An 18,632-nucleotide genomic window follows, 5' to 3' on the forward strand; every position below is an offset into this window, starting at 1 on the left:
CGACCAGCGGGGAGGATCTGAGTGTGCCCCTCAGGACGGGCACGGATGCGAGGGCAACTTAGCGTTTGCGCTTGCTACTTGCCCGTCGTTGCTGTCGTCGGGGACGTGCAGCGGGGATTTTCGGGCCAGCCCAGAGGACGATCGCGGAGGCGAGAGTGCCGGCCCGGCAGGCTGCTTGGTATCGCATGAGGGTGGCGGTGGGGGAGGACAGGATCTCCCGGCCGCTGACGGGGTCCTCGAGATCGAATCCGTAGCTGAACAACACCAGGACGGTCCCACGGCGTTGGGCGGCCTCGCGCCAGGCGGGGGTGGGCAGCGCGGGAATGCGGGCAAGGACGGTGCCGTCGGCGGCTTGAAGGATGAGTGTGGAGCCGTCGGGGCGTAGGCGCAGGTCTTCGACAACGGGGAAGACGGACCCGGGGCCCCACATCCGCCGTAGTCCATGGGCGCAGACCCGGTGCAACTGCGCGTCGATGACGGCATCGCCATCGGCGGAACGGACCAACATGTATGTGTCGGGTTGGATGATGGCGATCGCGCGGGGACCGGAGAAGGCACGGAAGCGATGGGGAAGGAGATCAACGTTGCTGGCGAAGCCAAGCGCAGCGAACCCGGGGTCGGTCGACAATGCCAGGTGTCCGAACATGCCGGCACTCTGCAGCGCCGTGTGCAGCTCTGTCGCTGTGTCAGGTGGTAGCGCGGCCAGCGCGGCGTGACCTTCGGCATGGGTCCTATCGTGGAGGACTTCCCTGAACCGGGCACCGAGGCGGCCGGGCAGGCCATTGCAGATCAGTTCCCATGCTGCCGCCTGTTCCGGGTTATCGGCGAACGGCATGGGCGCGAGCTGGGCCATGAGTGCTTCGAACTCGTGAGCCTCTGTCGGGTCAGTGGCAAGGCTGACACGGGCGCCAATGTGGACCACGCGCAGCATTAGGAACCGGGCGTGGTCGAAGTCGTTGTCCGCGAGCTGGTCAAGGTACGGGCCAGTGTCGTCCATGAGACGGTCGAGCAGTGCCAGCGGCTCATCCTCGCCGGTGAGCACCCACTGCATGGCGCAGACCTGACCGAGGTTGTGAACCAGGTGGTTGACGGAGAACCGATGCAGGGTCCGCGGTCCCAGGTAACGGCGGAACAGGGTGTACTGGGCGTCGGCTTGCTCCCATTTGTGCTGATGGGCAAGTGCTTCGATCAGTAGGCGCTGGACTTCGGCCGACGGGGCACTTGGCGAGTCAGTGATCAGATCGAGGATGGCTGCGGCGGCCTGTTCGGCTTCTCTGGCCTGGCCTTCTTCCATGAGCTGGCCGACTGCTGCGGTTTGGTACATGACGCGGATCTGCGGGCTCTGCGGCAGTTGTGCGGCAAGGAGCTGGAACCGCTCTAGAAGGCTTTCGAGTTCCTGGTGCCTGGGTGCGCGGCGGGAACGGATCTGCAGGATGAGCACGCTCTCGGTGACCAGCCTGACTGCGCGTAGTTGGTGTTCGGATGGCAGCGCGGTCAGGTAGTTGAGGACGTGGGTGAGTTGCCGGCAGATCTGCTCGGAGGCGTCGGCGGCATCCGTGAGCTCGAAAAGGGAGGCGAGCCGGATTCGGGCCTGCGCGGCGATCAGGTCCTCCCGGTCAGGGCTAGCAGTGAGCCAAGCCAGTTCCTGCTCAAGCAGGTTCCGGGCATGGTCGTAGCGGCCGTGGTCGTGGTGGAAGCCAGCAAGGTTGCCCAGCAGGAGCGCGGTGTGGCTAGTAATGACCTCAAGCCGCTCAAGGTGCCCTGCCAGCACTGTGGCGTGCTGAGCCAACTCCCAAGCGCGCTCGCTCTGTCGATGATCGACCGCGGTACATAGCCAGGCGTTGGTGTGGGTGGCAGCCTGCTGCAGCACCGCGCCCGGGTCTGCTTGTTGCTCGAACAGGCGGCGCAAGATCAGCTGCAGCACGGTGTTCATCGACAGCGTGTCGTCGCTCCCGGGCACGGGTACCTGATCTTGGCCGACGGGGAGAGGTGCGTCGGGGCGGACGAACGATACGCCGAACAGCTCCCGCAAGATCTCCCGCAGCGGACTGCTGGCCTCGTCAATCAGGACGACGGACTTGCTGTGGCGGAGCGCCTCGCTGGGCACGAACGCGCTGGCGAACGCGAGATGAAGCGGGATGCGCTGCGGAGCGAAGTAGCAAAGGGCAGACAGCAGCCCAGAGCAGCCCCCCAGCACCTCGGGGCGGTCGCGAGCGCCAGTGTGCAACCGCTCCAGACTCAGATTGACTGCGGCGACCAGGGTCTTCGGATAGCCAACTGGTAGTGCTTTGTCGTCATCCAATGCTGATGACAGCAACCGGGACCGATACTCGCCGATACGTGTCGGATCGATCCCGCATGTCACCAAGTAGCCGGCAGCCAGTTCGATCGCCAGCGGCCATCGCCCCAATGCCTCTACCAGCTCCACCAAGTCCGACCGATGTTGCACGGCCTGCGTGGCGTCAAGTTCCAGACGCAGCACGAGCAGTTGCAGTGCCTCTTCTGCAAGCAGGGCTTCCGTCTCGATGTGCTCATGGACGCCACGCCAGCTCCGTGACAGGGATGTCACCAGTACTTGGCCGCGCCCGAGCCGGGGGAACCAGGCCTGAATCGGTCCGGGGGCGGCGTCGTCGAACACCAGCAGCCACGAGCCTGGTAGCTGCTGCAAGAGCGTGTGGACCTTCTCCCGGATCAGCACGGCATCCGCGGCCTGTTCTCCGGGGGAGTCGCCCAGGTGCGCAAGTAGCCGCGTGAATGATCCGGTGAGCGCCTCCACCGAAGAGGCATCGAGCCAGAACACCAGGTCGTACCGGTAGGCCTCCGAAGCGACATAGGCTGCGGCCAGGCTCGACTTCCCGATGCCGGACAGCCCGCTGATCACGCTCACGGATACGCCTGCCTGGGCCGGAGTACCGTTCAACGCCGCGGTTACCTGTTCGAGCAAGCGAGGCCGGGTGATCTCCGGGATGGGTGGGATCGGCCCAACCACGACCCCGAAGTCCTGTCGACCCAAGGCCGTGACCAAGACCTCATCATCGACCAGCACGCACTTGCGGAAGTGCTCCAAGGTCCATGACGCCGATGCCGGGTCCGCCGCACGCCGCAGCACCTCGGCTACCAAGAACCCCAGCACCAGGCCGCCCGAGCGCGCAGACAGCCCACGGCGGTTCTGCCGTCGTAGATCACGCAGCTGCTCGTTCAAGTCCCCGCGCAGCCCTGCATCGTCCCGCGCGTCGAACACGATGCGGGCCGTTGCCAACCGCGACCACTGCCCCTCCGTCAGCGCCTCAAGGCGCCGCGAGGACACCGGTGCCCCTGCGAAGATCTCTTCCAGCTCGGAGCGAAGTCGAATCGGATCATCACGCAGCACTTGCAGGGCGTCGGCAAGACGCGCACAGCCGCGGTCCGGGGTTGCGTTGGTGACCAACTCGTAGTGTTGTGAGGAGAAGCTGGACACCAGATGCAGGAGTACCTCCATCGCCCGCGGCGCGCTCACGGTCCGACCCGAGGCGGCGCTCTTGACCTGCACCGCCACCAGCGAGTTGCCGTCGGCGTCGACAAGGTCGAAGTCGACCGAGTCCACGTTCTGCGCCGACGTCGCCTCGCCGGGACCCTCAATCCGGCACGCTGCCGCCGGCGAGCTGTCTGATAACGCGAGCAGAGCCTCCAAGGTCCGCAGGTACTGGTACTGATATCCCCGGGCCGCGATCCGGCCTCCGTCGACGCTCATCGTCGCTCTCCCTACCCCAGCGCATGCAGTCTAGGCACCCGCGCAGGCATCGTCCCTCCCTCAAAGCACCCACCACGTCGGTCTTGAGTGCCATGCTGATCAGATGGGGATCGAAGATGAAGAGGCATGGGAGAACGACCAGGTTCTCGGCCAGACCGTCGCCTTGTTCGACCAGCGGGGAGACCAGGAAGCTTTCCAACTGCTCCTAGACGTCACCGCCCTCGACTTTGAGCGCGCGCCGGGTTCAGATTGGACCAACCCGATCGTGAGCGCAGTCCTGTCGGTCGAGAGTCATGTGGTTCCTCTGTTCACAGAGGAGCTGTTCGGGCGCATCAGCGAGACGCTCATGGATGTCGCGCGGCGGAGAGGCCACCATCACACCAGCCGAGTCGAGATCCGGGAAGCCCTTCCGGAGGTTGGTCCGGACTGGCGTACCTACTACGCGGACCGCGTCGGGGCTCGCCCGTCCAACCAGGCTCGCCGTGAACGCACTGCGTCGACTGTCCCAACAGAGGACGGCCTGGCACTGGCGAGCCAACAGGAGCGCATTGTCTACCTGGCACTGAAGGACATCCAGGCTGCCACCCCGGAGGACAAGACCATCGCCATCGCGCCCTTGCCTGGGGTGCGTCTGCGGGCTGGGCACACCTGGTCCCCCGACATCACGGTTTTCGGCAACGGCAGGGTCGTCATCTTCGAAGTTGACGGGCCGCACCACCGCGATGCCCGCCGGTATGCCGACGACCGCAACCGTGACCTCCAGTGGCAGCGGTGTGGCGTGCCCGTCGTGCGGCTGCCGGTTGAAGACCTGGCTGATCGCGATCAGCTTGCTAAGCGGCTCAAGGAAGAACTGATTCGCCACCTTTGGCCGCGCTGAGTCTTCCCGTGCGGACGTGTGGCGGTCTCAGCCGGCGGCACGTCAGGTTGTTGTCAGGGATTGCTGATGAAAAGTCAGACTGGGATCTCGCCGTCATTGCCAGCTCGTCTGATCGAGCGAAGGAGACACGGAGAAGTTGGCGAAGCACCCGATGGACCGCGCCGCTGAAAGGAAGGCGGCAGCGGAGGCACGCATCGTCCAGGAACGAGAGGAGATTCAGGCGCGCGCTGCCAGCCGACGCCAGACCGAGCCGCTCGAGCGTGCGAGCGGCCTGACCCAGGCGCAGCTCGATGCGAACATTGAGGCCGCGCGTGAGACCAGCGAGGGGCACCTGAGAGATCTCATTCCCGATGCGATGCCGTTTCAGAGCGCGCGCCCCGTTTACATCATCAAGCACGCGGTTCACAACGTCCTGAAGATCGGTGTCGGCGGCAGCTTACGCATCCAGCAGCATATAGGCCGGGGATGGCTCCTCCAGCACCTCACAGCCCCAACTCTATTGTCCCGAGAGATCGAGCAGAACGTCTTAGCGGGAATACGAGCCATGGGAATTCCCCGGGCAATGACTGGAGCGGAAATGCCGCAGGGAGGAGCGAGCGAGACCATGAGTGGCGACCGGATCAGCATCAGCGAAGTATGGGAGCTGGTCCAGCAGGAATACCAGCGGCTGACTGAACTTCTTGCCGTTACGATGGGTGCGCACCCGGAACGGCTAGAGATCGTCGCGAGCGTAGACGATCATCTTAGTATTTATGGCCTCGGGCATAGCCTCCCGGAACTCCTCGATCGAATCGATAGTGGCAAGCCGACGATCCTCCACCAGTACGGTCGCAAGGTCGCCGCAATTGTCCCGATCCACGACTTCTACGCCTTGCATGACGCCACCGACGAGATGGCTGCCCGTGACGCGGAAGCCCACCGCAACGACCCGGATACCGACATGGTCGATGTCCTCGCTGTCCTGCTGGGCGAGTCCGCGCGCCGCACTGTCGCCCCTGCGGCAGAGCGTAGACGCGCGCTTTCCCGTTCCCGGCTGACGGAAAATGGCCACGTATGAGTTCATACCACTTCGTGTACCGCTGGCCATATAACTTTCCGCCATACCATCCTGGGAAGAGGCTGCATAATCGTTTCCGTGTTGCGGAGAGCGCGCGCCAAGCTCTCCTTACTATCCCGCAGGAAGATGCCGCCATGCTGCTGCGGACGCTGCTTGGTCGCGACCGGGGCCCGAGATTCAACGGGATAGACGCCACACAGTTCCCGGGGCGCCCGGGACTGTACCGTTTGCGAGTCGAAAGGTACCGGCTCGTGTATTGGTGCCATAATGATCCCAAGAATCCTGCCCGCTCGATAGTTATCCTTGCATCTGTCGTTGACGACCGCACCCGTTACAGGCGCGCGGAGGGCTAGCGGTGGTAGCGGGCGGTGAGCTGGGCGAAAAAGTCGTCGAGTAGGGCTGATGCGCTGGCCCTATTCACGAGTTCCGCACCGCCGAAGCGGTAGACCTCGTAGCCGCGGAGCCGCAACTGCCGGTCTTCGGCGACCAGCTCGGCGTACCGATCGGGGTCGGCACGCTTAGTCTCCAAGTCGGAGTAGTGCTGTGCTCCGTCCAGCTCGATCACGATCCGAATCCGGTTGGGGAACAGCAGGAGGAAGTCCATCCGCTGGCGGCGTAGGGTCGACCCCTTCGGCCCGAGCTCTCGCCGGGTGTAGGGGTCGTAGTGTAGGTACACCTGCGGGATCAGGGCGGGGATGTCAGGCCCGTTGTCGACGTAGCGCTGGCTATAGCGGCGGAGGATCAGCTTCTCCGCATCGTTGTCGAGCGACTGTGCCAGCCGCGCGTAGAGGTTCTGTGAGACCGCAGTCTCGGTCCACGCTTCCAAGCCTTCACGCGCGGCCCACCACTCGGTTAGCTGACGCCAAGTCAGACCGCCTGCATCGAGTGGCCGGTCGTAGACTAGACAGAACTGATCGTTTGCGACGACCTCGATGTCGTTGTTGATTGCATCGCTGAGCACCAACTGATGCTTCGGCCCATCGGCGGCGAATATGAGGTTTTTCGGCTGGCCGGCCACACCAACCGGACCTACCTGGGCTATCAGTTCCCGCAACTCGGGAGCATCGTGCTCCTCGTCTACCCGCATGGCAAACGTCACCAGGTCCGCGAGCTGCTGCCCCTGCAGCCTTTCGACCACGTAGGCGCGCTTGCTCTTGAAAGCGACGTCGTCCGGTGGTTCCGGAGGCCTCAAGCCCATCTCCACACAGATCTCTTCAACCGCATCGGAGTTGAAGCGATCCCTAAAGAACACCCCGATGGCCTCGCGTAGGACACGTACCGTGATCGTCGGCATAGCCATTCCCTTCCCATAGGGCGTCGACTGCATGCTAGGAGTCCAGTAACGGCGGGCCAGGCCCTGGCTGTTGATGTGCGCAAGTTGCGATAGAGCCGGTCGAGTTTTCGGGCTCAGCCCGGAGCCCGGTGACTGTGTCAAGGCCGCCAGCGAGAGATAAGAGGTGGGCACGTTCGGTGAGTCGCGGTGGCTACCGCGAGCGGCTTGGATCAGCTCGCCAGCGAGTAGGTAGACGAACAAGTCGTTACCTAAGCAGCCTTCGGCGCCAGAGGCGCTTCCACCACGGCAGAAGCTCGTGCAGGTGGGTGTGAACGGCATCGAGGTAGGCAGTCTCGTACTGGGCGAGCTCGCTGAGGTCGATGACAGTCGGCGGGACGTTCATCTGTCTATCAGTGGTGATGGCGGGCGCCTCCCAGGCGTCGTGCATTGCGGTGCCAGCCGTCCGGCGGAGGTGTTGGACGAGGTTCTTGTAGGCGCGGCCGACTGCTGGTGACTCGAGGGCGGTCCAAGCGAGATGGTAGGCGAGTTGGGCTTGAATCTCGCGCAGGATCTCCGAGAGACGGACACGTTCGTCCGCAGCCTGATCAGCGTGTCGGCGGCGGATGGCGTACGGCAGTTCCTTGTATGTGGTGTACGCGACGAATGCTTCCGCGAACGCCCTTCGCAGGCGCGCGCGTTCTTCTTCTCGGGATCGGCTCCGGGCAAGCCACAGGTTGATGGTCGCAGTGATGGCGGCCGCGAGGACGGCGCCGGAAACTACTGCGGATGTCAGCGCCCCGGCCCCGGTAGCTGCGGATGCGGGGGCTGAAGCCAGGGAAGATGGGGTTGCCGTCGCGGTGGTTGTCACCGCTGTCGTGGTTGGGGCGAGAGAGGGCGATTCCTGGGTCGGCAAGGTCATGCTGCCCTCCTGGTTCGGTTACATGTTGGCTCGGGTACGTGGTGTGGGGCTTCCTGGCCGGGCCACTCGCCGGTTCGGCGCCACCAGTCCTCCTTGAGAAGGTGCGCGACGATCAGGCCGAGTAGGACCGCGGGTCCGTCCCGAAGTACCCATCGCTGCGCGGCCGGGTCGTACGGATACCAGATGCACAGAGAGCCGTCGTTGTACCGGTGCGGTGACTCGCTCGGGCCGTCGCTATAGATGCGCGGCGTCTGCGGAGAATAGCGGCCGAACACGACGGTGATGGTCTGTCGGGGAATGTCTGGCAGGACGAGACATACTGCAAGGGCAAAGCCTCCGCGGTACCGATGGGGAGGCGTCACTGCTCTGGTGGTCACGCCGCAGGCTTCGACACCATGCTGGAAGGCGAAACGGAGCGCCGGCCTGGCGAACCAGGCCGGTTCCTGCCACGCCGTCCGCCGGCTCACCGGCCCTCAGACACGATGCCGTACGAGCGGACGGTGGGGATGGCTGCGGAAGGGCCGCCGAGCCCAAGAGCTGCGGTGGAGAGGGGGCCGGGCTGCCGCAGCGCACTGATCTTTTGGGCGAGGCTGCTGGGGGACGGATCGTCGATGTACTTGTAGAAGACCTTGGATAGGGCGGAGAGAACGGCATCGCGATCGTCGTCGTGTGCGATTGCCTCCTCCAGTCCAGCGGCTGCTGTACGCAGCCTGCGGGAGGCAGTGTCGCGCGGGACGAGTAGCCGCACGTTCGGCGATACCCCGGCCGGATCGACCGTGGCGTTGCCAGAGTCGACCCGTCGGGCCGCCTTCGTGAGGACCGTGTTCAGCGCGACGGCCATGCCCATCCCGGGCTCGCTGAACTCCCAGGCCCAGACGGTCAGGTTGTGGGAGGAGAAGCCGGGGATCGAGTACTGCTTGTTCCACGCTTTCAGCAGGCGCACGACCCGGCGTCGGGTGCGCTGGAGGGAGGCCCCTCCCGAGGTGAACAGCTTGACATGGCGCTCGGGGTCGGAGGCCTCCCACGTGTCGTTCTTGAGGTTGGGGATCCACAGCCCCGGTGCATCCTTGCGGGTCAGCGCAACGACCAGGTCCACGGTGGGGTCCTGGCCGTCCACGGGCTGGCCGAACGTCAGCTTAGGGCCGCGCTTGGAGGTTCCGCACCGGGCATTGGGGTACACCTCGCGGACTGCAGGGCCCAGCAGCCCGCAGAGCTCGGCCGAGATGTCGGCAGGGGTCTCACCACCGCCGTCGGGTCCGAGCCCAGGGTAGACACGGCGATCGAGGACGAGGCCGCCGTCTCCGTCGCCGACCGGGTGGATGAAGGTGTGCTGTGCCAGTGATCCACTGGCGTAGGTCCGCAGGGCTCCAGGGAACGCCTCGGCCGTGGAGCGGACCAGGGCCAGTCGCTCTCGGGCCTGCGCGAGCGGCTCGGCGTGGGCGTCGATCTGAGAGCGGATATCGTCCAGGATGTCGTGGGTGTGTCCCATCGGTTTCTCGATTCTTGCTACGGGGCGTCAGGGCCCGGCTTCAGACCCGCCACAGCGGGCCGAGCAACCGTGTAGCTGCTCACCAGTACCTGACGTCACATCGCAAGAATCGTCCGACCGAGGGTCCGCGGAAGTACCGGGAGGGCGGTCAGGCGCAGTCGCGGCAGGTGCCGCTGGTGCCGTCGAACCGGCTCGGCGCCAGAACGAGGAAACATCGGTCGCAGACGCGATCCTTGCTCATGCGGGCGCTGACGCAGCCGCAGTGCCCGTCGGGGCATGCGGCGACGCCGCACTGTTCACACGGCGCGGTGCTGACCTCGAACGCCTCCCCGCATGTCTCGCAGACCCACGGTGTGTCGTACAAGGAAGCGCCGGTGCCCGGCCGCGGGACGGAGTACCTGAGCCAGGGGGCGTTGTCCGGGACGAAGACCGCGACCAGGTACTCCTCATCGCACCAGGCAGCCTGTCCGTATAGGAGCTCACTCTGCTTGCCCGAGCGATACTCCACGTAGGCCTTGTCGTGCTGCGCAGTGGTCCCGGTCCGCAGCGCCCTCTCGACAAGGGGGTTGCCGGACTGATCGGTACCCCGGGCCGGGGGGATCAGGCTGCGGGAGACACTGAAGATCGCCGTGCCGTCGCCGTCGAGCAGGACCACCGCACCACTCGCGAGATATTCCGCCGCCCGGACGCAGCACGCCTCACGCGACGCCTGGGAGTAGTGGAACATTTCGACCACATCCGTTGCGGACGGCCCCCGTAGCCGCACGTTCGCGGGAATCTCACTGTCTGGAATCAGTACCCGGGCTGCGAACGCGTCGCATGCAGCATCCTCGAAGGCTTCCGAGTCCTGCCAAGCAAACAGAGCCTGGCCGAGGCTGGGGTCGGTCTGCTGCAGATGGTGCCCCAGTTCGTGCAACGCAGTGAACCCGCGGCGCCGATACGACCGTGAGGTGCCAACCACAAGGGTCGGCGGATCGGTCCGATCTATGTAGCTGCCGGCAACCGAGCATCGGCCTTCCCCGTCCTCGGGAGCCATCAGGATCTGGACGTCCGACCAGCAGCTCAGCTCGGTCAGTGGATCTTCGTGTAGCGCTGCAAGAGAGCCTGGGTGGATTCTCTCGACTGCGGCGAGCATGGCTTGTGCCTGCTGCGGTGCCTCCTCTACGAAGCGGCGCCGCATTACGCACCTGATCCGGCAAGGTCTTCACCGCGCATGAACTGCCGGAGCCGACCTTCCCAGTCTGGTTCTGCGCCGCCGGTTTCGCGGGCAGCCAGCGCGAACGCTTCGTAGCCACCCGTGAGGCGCGCATCCTCTTCACTGACACTCAGCCGCTGAGCCCTACGCCTCCACGCCTGCCGCCAGCGGGGATGTTCCGCTGCTGTCACCAGAGCCGGCGGGAGAGGGCGCACCGTGGCGGCGATGGCTTCAACCGATAGTCCGGTCACTTTCGCGACTGCCTCCACTTGTCCCGGCGCCACGGGTGCCGAACCCCGCAAGATCCTCATCACTTGCGGCTGAGAGAGCCCCAACGCTGTGCCCAGTGCTGGCAGGTCGGGGAGGCTGCCCTTCAAGAGTTCTTTGAGTGAGACGACCTTTGCCGATCCCTCCGCCGCAGGCAGACCGGGCACCGCTCGCAGGGCTTCGAGATCATCTTCAAGGTCAGCTCGTACGTCTTCGGAAGCGCCGAAGACAGGCACAGGAGCGACGCCTTTCCGGGCTCCCGCTGGCACGGATGGTGCTCCGCCGGCCGCCATCTCCGCAGCCCATGCCACGAGATCAGGTTCCCAAGAATCCACTACGCGGTCGAGGACACGCATAGGAATTGGTCCAGACAGCCCCGCCCAAACAGTTGCTTCTACCCCGAACGCAGTGCGGGTGCCGTCTACGACCAGGCTTGCTGCATCTTCGCCTGGAGGGTCGATGGTCACCGGCACAGCCTGCACCTCGCGGGTCGCGAGTGCCAGGATCAGTACGAGGAGACTGGTCTCCTCCCAGCACGCACGCCATACCTGGCCTGCCGCGAGGCGTACTTCCTCCGGAAAGCCGAACCTGGCCAGAAGCCCTTCGTCCGACAACTGCTGTGGCGCCATGGCCGCAGCGGCCAGTTCAAGGAAGCGCTGGGGCACACCTGGTTCACTCATGGAGTCCTCCCGGCTGACATGGCTGAACGGTTCCACCCATGTTTGACGTCACAACCATCGGGGTGTCCGAGGGGCCACAGGTCACTCCACGTCGTGAGTATCGGCGCACAGCCTGATCACCTCCAGTCCCACACCGTGAACGTCCTGCTCTCCAAGCAACTGCTTTAGCTTTTCTCGAAGGCGCTTTACCTTTAGGGACGCCTGGCTTCTGCCGCATCCCAACAGCTCCTGGACCCTAGCTTGCTGGTCGGCGATGGGCAGAAGCAGGCGCTCTTCCGGTGACAACATCCCCACGATTTCCGCTGCGGTGACGGCGTTGTGGAGTTCTTCTTCGGCGGCAACCACAACCTCTTCGGGTGATAGAGCCTCGTCTCGGTGAACGCCCTCGAAGTCGTCCCCCGTGGTAACGATCACCGGGTCGAGCACGGTCGGGAACCGCGCAGCGAAGACCGCGACCAGCTGAGCGATCTCCATCGATCCACCAGCTGCGCTGAGGACAGCAGCGGCCACGGCCACGAGCGAAGCCTTGTCGGCGATTGGCGCCCGACGCGCCGTGCTGGACCACTTCGGTACCTTCACCGCCTGGACCGCGTGCGCGGCAGAGATCAGTTCATCGGTGGCGCCCGACCATGGAGCCCATCCGCTTCCCGTCAGCCTCCATCGCTTGGCGCCGGACTCCCCTTCGGGTACCTGCTCGAAGTTAGGTTCGGAGGACAACACTGCCTCCAGGCGGCGGCGTAGGGCGCCCAAGCCCGTCTGGCGGGCCCTGTCGATCAACCAGTTCCGAATCGACCTACGCAGGATCCGACCCATCGAAGCGTCGTCGGTTGCGCGGCTCAGCAGGTCGGCAGTGAGGGCCTGGACCCGGTCCGCAAGCAAGTCGCCGAGTAAGTCCTCCCAGTCGGCCACCTGCCACCCTGACGCAGGAGTCAGTACGGGAAACCGTCGGCCTTCCTCCCGCATCAACCTGTAGATCAGCTCCAGCCCTTCATGGCCCAGATGGCCAAGACGATGAAGCTCTTCGAACTCGGAGATGGCTGACCTCCCTCCACGGCTGACGGACACGGTACGCCCATGGGCGAGCCTTTGTCCCGATTTCAACTGTCCTGGTGGGGGAGAACTTGCTGGGCGCGGGCGACCTTCGTTGATGAACCTCGGCGGCAGCTGCGCTTGCCAACCTGCTCGGCCTCAGCTCGCCAGCGAATAGGTAGGTGAACAGGGCTTGACCCAGCCGACCTTCCAGCCGGTGAAGGAGAAGGTCTTGCCGGCGGAGGAGATGGCGACGGTGCGCTCGCGCATGCCGGGGAGGGCGGCGAGGGGGTGGTGGGTGCCGGCGAAGACCAGGTGCTCGTAGACCTCGTCGGTGATCACCAACAGGTCGTGCTCGATCGCGAGTTGGGCGATGGCGGCGAGCTCGTCGCGGTTGAGGACGAGGCCGGTCGGGTTGTGCGGGGTGTTGATCAGCAGCAGCCGGGTGCGCGGGCTGATGAGCGAGCGCAGCTCGTCCAGGTCGGGGCGGAAGTCTGGTTGACGCAGCGTCAGCGGGACGCGGATGGCGCCGGCCATGGCGATGCAGGCGGCGTAGGAGTCGTAGAACGGCTCGAAGGCGATCACCTCGTCGCCGGGTTCGAGCAGGGCGAGCAGCGAGGCGGCGATGGCCTCGGTGGCGCCGGCGGTGACCAGCACCTCGCGCTCGGGGTCGTAGGAGAGCCCGTAGAACCGCTGCTGGTGCTCGGCGATGGCCGCCCGCAGCTCGGGGATCCCGGGCCCGGGCGGGTACTGGTTGCCGTGCCCCTCCCGAAGCGCCCGCACCGCAGCCTCGCGGACCTCCTCGGGCCCGTCGGTGTCCGGGAACCCCTGCCCCAGGTTGATCGACCCGGTAGCCGTGGCCAGCGCGGACATCTCCGCGAAGATCGTCGTCCCCATGCCCGCCAGCCGGCGGTTCAACAGCGGCCTCGCGCTCATCGCAGCTCCCCAGGTTCGGTCGTCAGCTCATCCTCCGGTCCGGAAGCGGGTGGCCGCAAGCATGGCCTCGCCAGACGATGGGCAGCCCATCAGCCGGTTGGGCCAATGGGCAGTCAGGCTGGGTATAGAACCGCCGTGTTGGCGCTTGAGTTGGAGCGCGAGCCTGATCCGTTCAACGTCGCTGGCCGCAGTCGTCACCCGCACCGTCTCCGCGGCGGGGGATGCGGTAACTCCCTCGGTGTGCATCCGAGTTATCAGTCGACGGGTTTGTCGATTCGGCACACCGGCCGGCGCGGAATCGGCATAGTGGCACTCGCATACGCATCGCCTAGCCGTTCGAATGCCGACTGTGGAGGGCGGATGGATCCGATCGTGCCGAGCACAGGACCAGCGGGGGTTGGAGAGGGCCGGGGTCCCCACGGCCCCGCTGAGCGATGAGATCCGCCAGTATGCCGCCCTCGGAGGGGAACGAGCCGGTCGAGCTCAGCGCTCAGGCATCCGGCGATGCTCGTGTCTATCAAGCGGGCAGAGACCAGATCATCTCGGAGGGAGACGCCCACCACTACTACCAGGACGGTGTGCGTCATGCGCACCAGGTGGAGGCGAGTTCCTGGGAGGGGGACTGCCCGTACCCGGGACTCGCCGCGTTCGGGCCGGAGCAGTCGCAGTGGTTCTTCGGGCGGGACGAGTTGACCTCGCAGCTGATCGCCCGGCTCGACGAACGCGTTGACCGGGGCGGCCCGTTGGCTGTGGTGGCGCCGTCGGGGGCGGGGAAGTCGTCGCTGCTGAGGGCGGGGGTACTGCCGGCGATCGGCCGCGGCTCGCTGCCGGCGGCAGGCTCGTCGCGGTGGCCGTGCCTGTTGTTCACCCCAACGGCCCATCCACTCACGGCGTTGGCGGATCAACTGGCGCCACTGACCGGAGACAGTGCAGAGCAACTGCTCGCGATCCTGCGGGCCGGGCCGGACGCTGGCGCTGAGCACCTGCGGACTTCGCTGGCCGCCGAAGGCGAAGCGACGTCGCGCATCGTGATGGTCGTGGACCAGGCCGAGGAGCTGTTCACGCTGTGCCTCGACGGCCAGGAGCGAAGCGCCTTCCTGGACGTGGTCGCCCGGCTGGCCGAGGCGCGGCCAGGCGGCAGTGGCCCGAGCGCGCTGGTCGTGTACGGGCTGCGGTCCGACTTCTACACCCAGTGCGTCGCCTACCCTCAGCTCCAGACGGTCCTGCAGGACGGGCAAGTCCTGGTCGGCGCACTGTCCGAGAGCGGGGTCCGGGAGGCGATCCTCTTTCCGGCCCGGGCCGTGCGGCTACGGGTCGAGCCGGGTCTGGTGGACCTGTTGCTGCGCGATCTCGGCACACCGGTCAACGGCGCCCTGGCGGGCGGTCGTCGGCCTGGACAGGAGAGCTACGAGGCGGGGCGGCTTCCACTGCTCGCGCACGCCCTGCGGACGACCTGGCAGAACCGGCACGGCGCCACCCTCACGGTCGACGGTTACCGCGCCACCGGCGGCATTCCGCACGCCGTGGCTACCACCGCCGAGCGCGTCTTCGAACACCTCGGCCCCGAGGCCCAGCAGGCGGCCCGACTGGTCTTCCTGAGGCTGGTCCGGCTCGGCCAGGACACCGAGGACACCCGCCGCCGCATGCCTGCCGCCCGCCTGGGCGCAGGCCCTGACGGGGCTGGCCCCGTGGCCGCGGTCGTGGACGCGTTCGCCCGGGCCCGGCTGCTGACCAGGGAGCGGGAAACGATCGAGATCACCCACGAGGCGTTGTTGCACGCCTGGCCGCGGCTGTCCGGGTGGATCGAGGCGGACCGCGTCGGCAACCTCGTCCGCCAACAGCTCGACGAGGCCGCCGCGGACTGGATCCGCGATCGCCGGGACCCCGGCCTGCTGTACCGCGGCAGCCGCCTGGCGGAGGCCCGCACGTGGGCCGCCGCCGTGCACGACGGGCCGGCCAGCCCCGAAGCCCAGTCGTTCCTCGCCACCTCCCTGGCGCAGGAACGCCGCGCCACCGTCCGGCGCCGACTGGTGGTCACCGTGCTGTCCCTGCTGCTCGTCATCGCCTCCCTGGCCGCCGTGGCGGTCTTCCAGGAGAGCCGCACTGTGCGCGCCCAGCGAAATACCGCCATCTTCGAACAGCTCACCGCCGAGGCCGATCAGCTCCGCGGAACCGACCAGCCCCTGGCGGCCCAACTCGACCTCGCCGCCTACCGGATGCGCCCCGACGACCCGAGTGTCCGCACCAACCTCTTCAGTGACGCGAACGCGGGCCCGGTGACGACCCTGACCGGACACACCGGTCCGGTGGACGGGGTGGCGTTCAGCCCGGACGGCCACACCCTCGCCAGCGCGGGCGAGGACAAGACCATCCGGCTGTGGGACGTCACCGACCCCGACCACCCCAGGCCCCGGAGCGGACCCCTCACCGGCGCCGCGGTTGGCGTCGCCGTGCTGGCGTTCAGCCCCGACAGCCACACGCTCGCTGGCGTCAGCCGCGACAACACCATCCGACTGTGGGACGTCACCGACCCCGACCATCCTGAGTCCCGCGGCCAGATCGTCATCCACAATGACGCCATCGTCACGCCGTTGGCGTTCAGCCCCGACAGCAGAATGCTTGTCACCGACGGCACCGACTCCACGGTCCAGCTGTGGGACGTCACCGACCCCAACCATCCGGTCGAGATCGGGCAGCCAATCACCGGCCACACGAAGGTCGTCTACTCAGCGGCGTTCATCGACCAGCACACCCTCGTAACAGTCGGCAAGGACCGCACCGTCCTGTGGTGGGACATCACCGACCGGAACCATCCGACGCCCAGCGGGCGGCTGCCCCTCAATCTGTCCGGCCCCCTCTGGGCGCCACAGTTCAGTCCCGACGGCCACCTCCTCGCCATCGCGACGAGCGGGTCCGTCCAGCTGTGGAACATCGCCGACCCGAAGCACCCCACGTCCGTGGGGCAGCCGCTTCCCGCTTCGAGTGACTACATCAACTCCCTCGCCTTCAGCCCCGATGAGCACTTCCTCGCCGCCAGCGGCAGTGATCCAACGGTCTGGCTCTGGAACACCACCGACCCCGAGCACACGGATGTCGTCGACCACCCGCCGACCGGCCATAGCGGGGCAGTCTCCGCAGTGGCTCTCAGCCCGGGCGGCCAGGTCATCGCCACCGCAGGCAGCGACGGAACCGTCCGGCTGTTGCAGCAGCCACCGTCCCGTCTGCTCGGCCACACCGGAAAGGTGTACGACGTGGCCTTCAGTCCCGATGGCCACCTGCTTGCCAGCGCCAGTACTGACGGCACACTCCGCTTGTGGAACACTACCGACCCCGAGCACCCGCAACCCGTCGGCCAGCCGCTTGACCCGAAGAGCGGGCAGCTCTATGCGGTGGCGTTCAGCCCCAAGGGCACACCCTCGTCAGTGGCGGAAGCACGGTCCGCTTGTGGGACGTCACCGACCCCACCAAGCCGCAGCAGATCGGTCAGCCGCTCACCGGGCCCACCACCCCGGTCAACTACGTCGCTTTCAGCCCCAACGGGTCCACCCTGGTGATCGGCGGCAGTGCCGACGCGAGCACCTACCTGTGGGATGTCACCGACCCCAACCAGCCGAGATCGCTGGGGCACGTGTCGAGCATCACGTCGGACATCATCACCGCGGTGGCCTTCAGTCCGGACGGCAAGACGCTCGCCACCAGCGACGTGTCCGAATCCACCGCGCTGTGGGACGTCAGCGACCCCACCAAGATCAGGTTCCTGAACTGGAAGCGGAGCAGCCAGAGTGGCGTGATCGACTTCGAGGTGTTCAGCCCCGACTCCCATACCTTGGCCACTGGCAGCTCGGACGGCAGCGTCCAGCTGTTGAACACGGCCGACCTCGATCCCCCGACGACCATCGGCCAGCCGTTGCGGGGTGCCAGCGGTTCGATCACCTCGATCGCATTCAGCCCCGACGGCCACACACTCGTCGTCGCGAGCGCCGACCACACCATCCGACTGTGGGACGTCACCGTCCTCGCACGGCCCACGGTGATCGGCCAGCCGCTCACCGGTCACACCGACATCGTGGAGTCCGTCGCCGTCGGGCCCGGTACACAGAGCCTGACGATCGCCAGCTCCAGCGACGACAAGACCATCCGGCTCTGGACACTGGACGTGCAGCAGGCGATCCAACAGATCTGCGCCACCTCCAGCGACTTCCTGACGGGTCAGCTGCACCAGCGCGCCCCGATCCTGCCAGGTGGCCCACCATGTCGCTGACGGATGATCACCTGCCAGTGATTGCGGTCCCCAGCAGCCCGAGGACATGGGCACTCCTCCACCGCCGGCCCGGCTGTCCGCCGGACCCCGGTCGTCCCGTCCTCGAAGTGGACGATCAGATCCCGCTCCGCAACGAACTGGCAGCCCGACGCGATGGTGACCCGTGAGTCGCCACTTGCTCCGGCCCGTATCGAGGCATGGGGCTCGGCCGGGCGTTCCGTCGCCGGTGACTCCTCCTCCGGGAGGTCATCGATCGCCGCGCTCGGTGATGTGCTGGTCCCGGCCCGCCTGGTACACCCGACCGTGTCCGGATGCCTTCGCGTGCATCTCGATCGGCGTGGCCCGGCTGCCCTCGGCCGCGGTCTCGCGGGCCCGGAGGTCCTCCTCGACCAAGCGCCGCAGCTCCGCCGCGAGCCAGGGTTCAGCGGCCAGCAAGGTGCTCAGCCGCTGACGCCAGTCATCTTCCAGCGCTCGAACGACCTGATCGTCGTCCGCGTCCTGAGCGGCTATCACCATCGATCGCTGGGCGACCAGTTCGGCCTCCACCGCACCGGCGAGGTCCGGATGTACGCGCCGCCATAACGACCCCATCGCCGTCTTGACCTGCTCCCACCCGTCCGTTGCCAGCAGCGTCACCACCGTGGTGGCTGCGGACGAGGCCAGGGTCACGAACTCCGAGTCCATCTGCTCTCCAGATTCGCGCAGTTGTGCCCAACTCTAGGCAGTGCTTCGCCACGCAGTGGCAGAGATCCGAAAGATCCGCGGTACGAACGAGCGGTACGTGTATGCGCGCACGTTCCTCAGTCGAGGCGGCCGGCCGTACGGCCGGCCGCCTCGCGGTAACGGCCGGAGCGCCGACTCCTCGCTGCCCTGTGGGGAGGCCGCCGAGCCAGTCCGGCCCGAGGAGGCCGGGCCGGAC

12 protein-coding genes and 1 pseudogene are annotated in these 18,632 nt (G+C 66.5%); 4 read left to right on the forward strand and 9 right to left on the reverse strand.

All coding sequences use genetic code 11. The features are described from left to right. Positions 1-58: 58 nt before the first annotated feature. The gene (locus E6W39_RS21925; RefSeq protein WP_141634968.1) at positions 59-3,730 is read right to left on the reverse strand and encodes an NB-ARC domain-containing protein; all 3,672 of its coding nucleotides are present in this window, start codon (positions 3,728-3,730) and stop codon (positions 59-61) included. A gap of 103 nt (positions 3,731-3,833) precedes the next feature. Here E6W39_RS21925 and E6W39_RS21930 point away from each other — a divergent pair, with 103 nt between their 5' ends. Both E6W39_RS21930 and E6W39_RS21935 read left to right on the forward strand, forming a co-directional pair. Then, the gene (locus E6W39_RS21930) at positions 3,834-4,607 is read left to right on the forward strand and encodes a PDDEXK family nuclease (protein WP_141634969.1); all 774 of its coding nucleotides are present in this window, start codon (positions 3,834-3,836) and stop codon (positions 4,605-4,607) included. Positions 4,608-4,743: 136 nt separating this feature from the next. Then, entirely contained in the window at positions 4,744-5,664 is a 921-nt protein-coding gene (locus tag E6W39_RS21935; RefSeq protein ID WP_141634970.1) for a hypothetical protein, read from the forward strand. A 349-nt stretch (positions 5,665-6,013) separates the two neighbouring features. Here E6W39_RS21935 and E6W39_RS21940 read toward each other — a convergent pair whose 3' ends face one another. From E6W39_RS21940 to E6W39_RS21970, 7 genes and pseudogenes are all read right to left on the reverse strand, one after another. Next, a complete protein-coding gene (locus tag E6W39_RS21940) occupies positions 6,014-6,991 on the reverse strand; it encodes a hypothetical protein (protein ID WP_141634971.1) in 978 nt (325 codons plus the stop codon). A 211-nt stretch (positions 6,992-7,202) separates the two neighbouring features. Then, complete coding sequence (locus tag E6W39_RS21945) at positions 7,203-7,856, reverse strand: hypothetical protein (protein ID WP_141634972.1); 654 nt, start codon at positions 7,854-7,856, stop codon at positions 7,203-7,205. Positions 7,857-8,319: 463 nt separating this feature from the next. Further along, complete coding sequence (locus E6W39_RS21950; RefSeq protein WP_141634973.1) at positions 8,320-9,345, reverse strand: nucleotidyltransferase family protein; 1,026 nt, start codon at positions 9,343-9,345, stop codon at positions 8,320-8,322. A gap of 148 nt (positions 9,346-9,493) precedes the next feature. Beyond that, complete coding sequence (locus E6W39_RS21955) at positions 9,494-10,480, reverse strand: ImmA/IrrE family metallo-endopeptidase (RefSeq protein WP_181799385.1); 987 nt, start codon at positions 10,478-10,480, stop codon at positions 9,494-9,496. Between the two features lie 44 nt (positions 10,481-10,524). Continuing rightward, positions 10,525-11,487, reverse strand: a complete 963-nt coding sequence (locus E6W39_RS21960) for a hypothetical protein (protein ID WP_141634975.1) — start codon at positions 11,485-11,487, stop codon at positions 10,525-10,527. A gap of 81 nt (positions 11,488-11,568) precedes the next feature. Next, positions 11,569-12,396 (reverse strand): hypothetical protein, encoded by an 828-nt coding sequence (locus tag E6W39_RS21965; protein ID WP_141634976.1) that lies wholly within the window; start codon positions 12,394-12,396, stop codon positions 11,569-11,571. A 300-nt stretch (positions 12,397-12,696) separates the two neighbouring features. Beyond that, a pseudogene (locus tag E6W39_RS21970) lies at positions 12,697-13,452 on the reverse strand (aminotransferase class I/II-fold pyridoxal phosphate-dependent enzyme); the annotation flags it as partial. 449 nt (positions 13,453-13,901) lie between these two features. Between E6W39_RS21970 and E6W39_RS21975 the strand changes: the two are divergent. Then, positions 13,902-17,006, forward strand: a complete 3,105-nt coding sequence (locus tag E6W39_RS21975; protein WP_220140249.1) for a WD40 repeat domain-containing protein — start codon at positions 13,902-13,904, stop codon at positions 17,004-17,006. Next, positions 16,895-17,713, forward strand: a complete 819-nt coding sequence (locus E6W39_RS21980) for a WD40 repeat domain-containing protein (protein ID WP_141634978.1) — start codon at positions 16,895-16,897, stop codon at positions 17,711-17,713. Before E6W39_RS21975 ends, E6W39_RS21980 begins: the two co-directional genes overlap by 112 nt. Positions 17,714-17,959: 246 nt before the next feature. Here E6W39_RS21980 and E6W39_RS21985 read toward each other — a convergent pair whose 3' ends face one another. Continuing rightward, positions 17,960-18,397 (reverse strand): hypothetical protein, encoded by a 438-nt coding sequence (locus E6W39_RS21985; RefSeq protein WP_141634979.1) that lies wholly within the window; start codon positions 18,395-18,397, stop codon positions 17,960-17,962. Between the last annotated feature and the right edge of the window lie 235 nt (positions 18,398-18,632).

It is taken from the genome of Kitasatospora acidiphila (assembly GCF_006636205.1).
GTDB classification, from domain to species: Bacteria; Actinomycetota; Actinomycetes; order Streptomycetales; family Streptomycetaceae; genus Kitasatospora; species Kitasatospora acidiphila.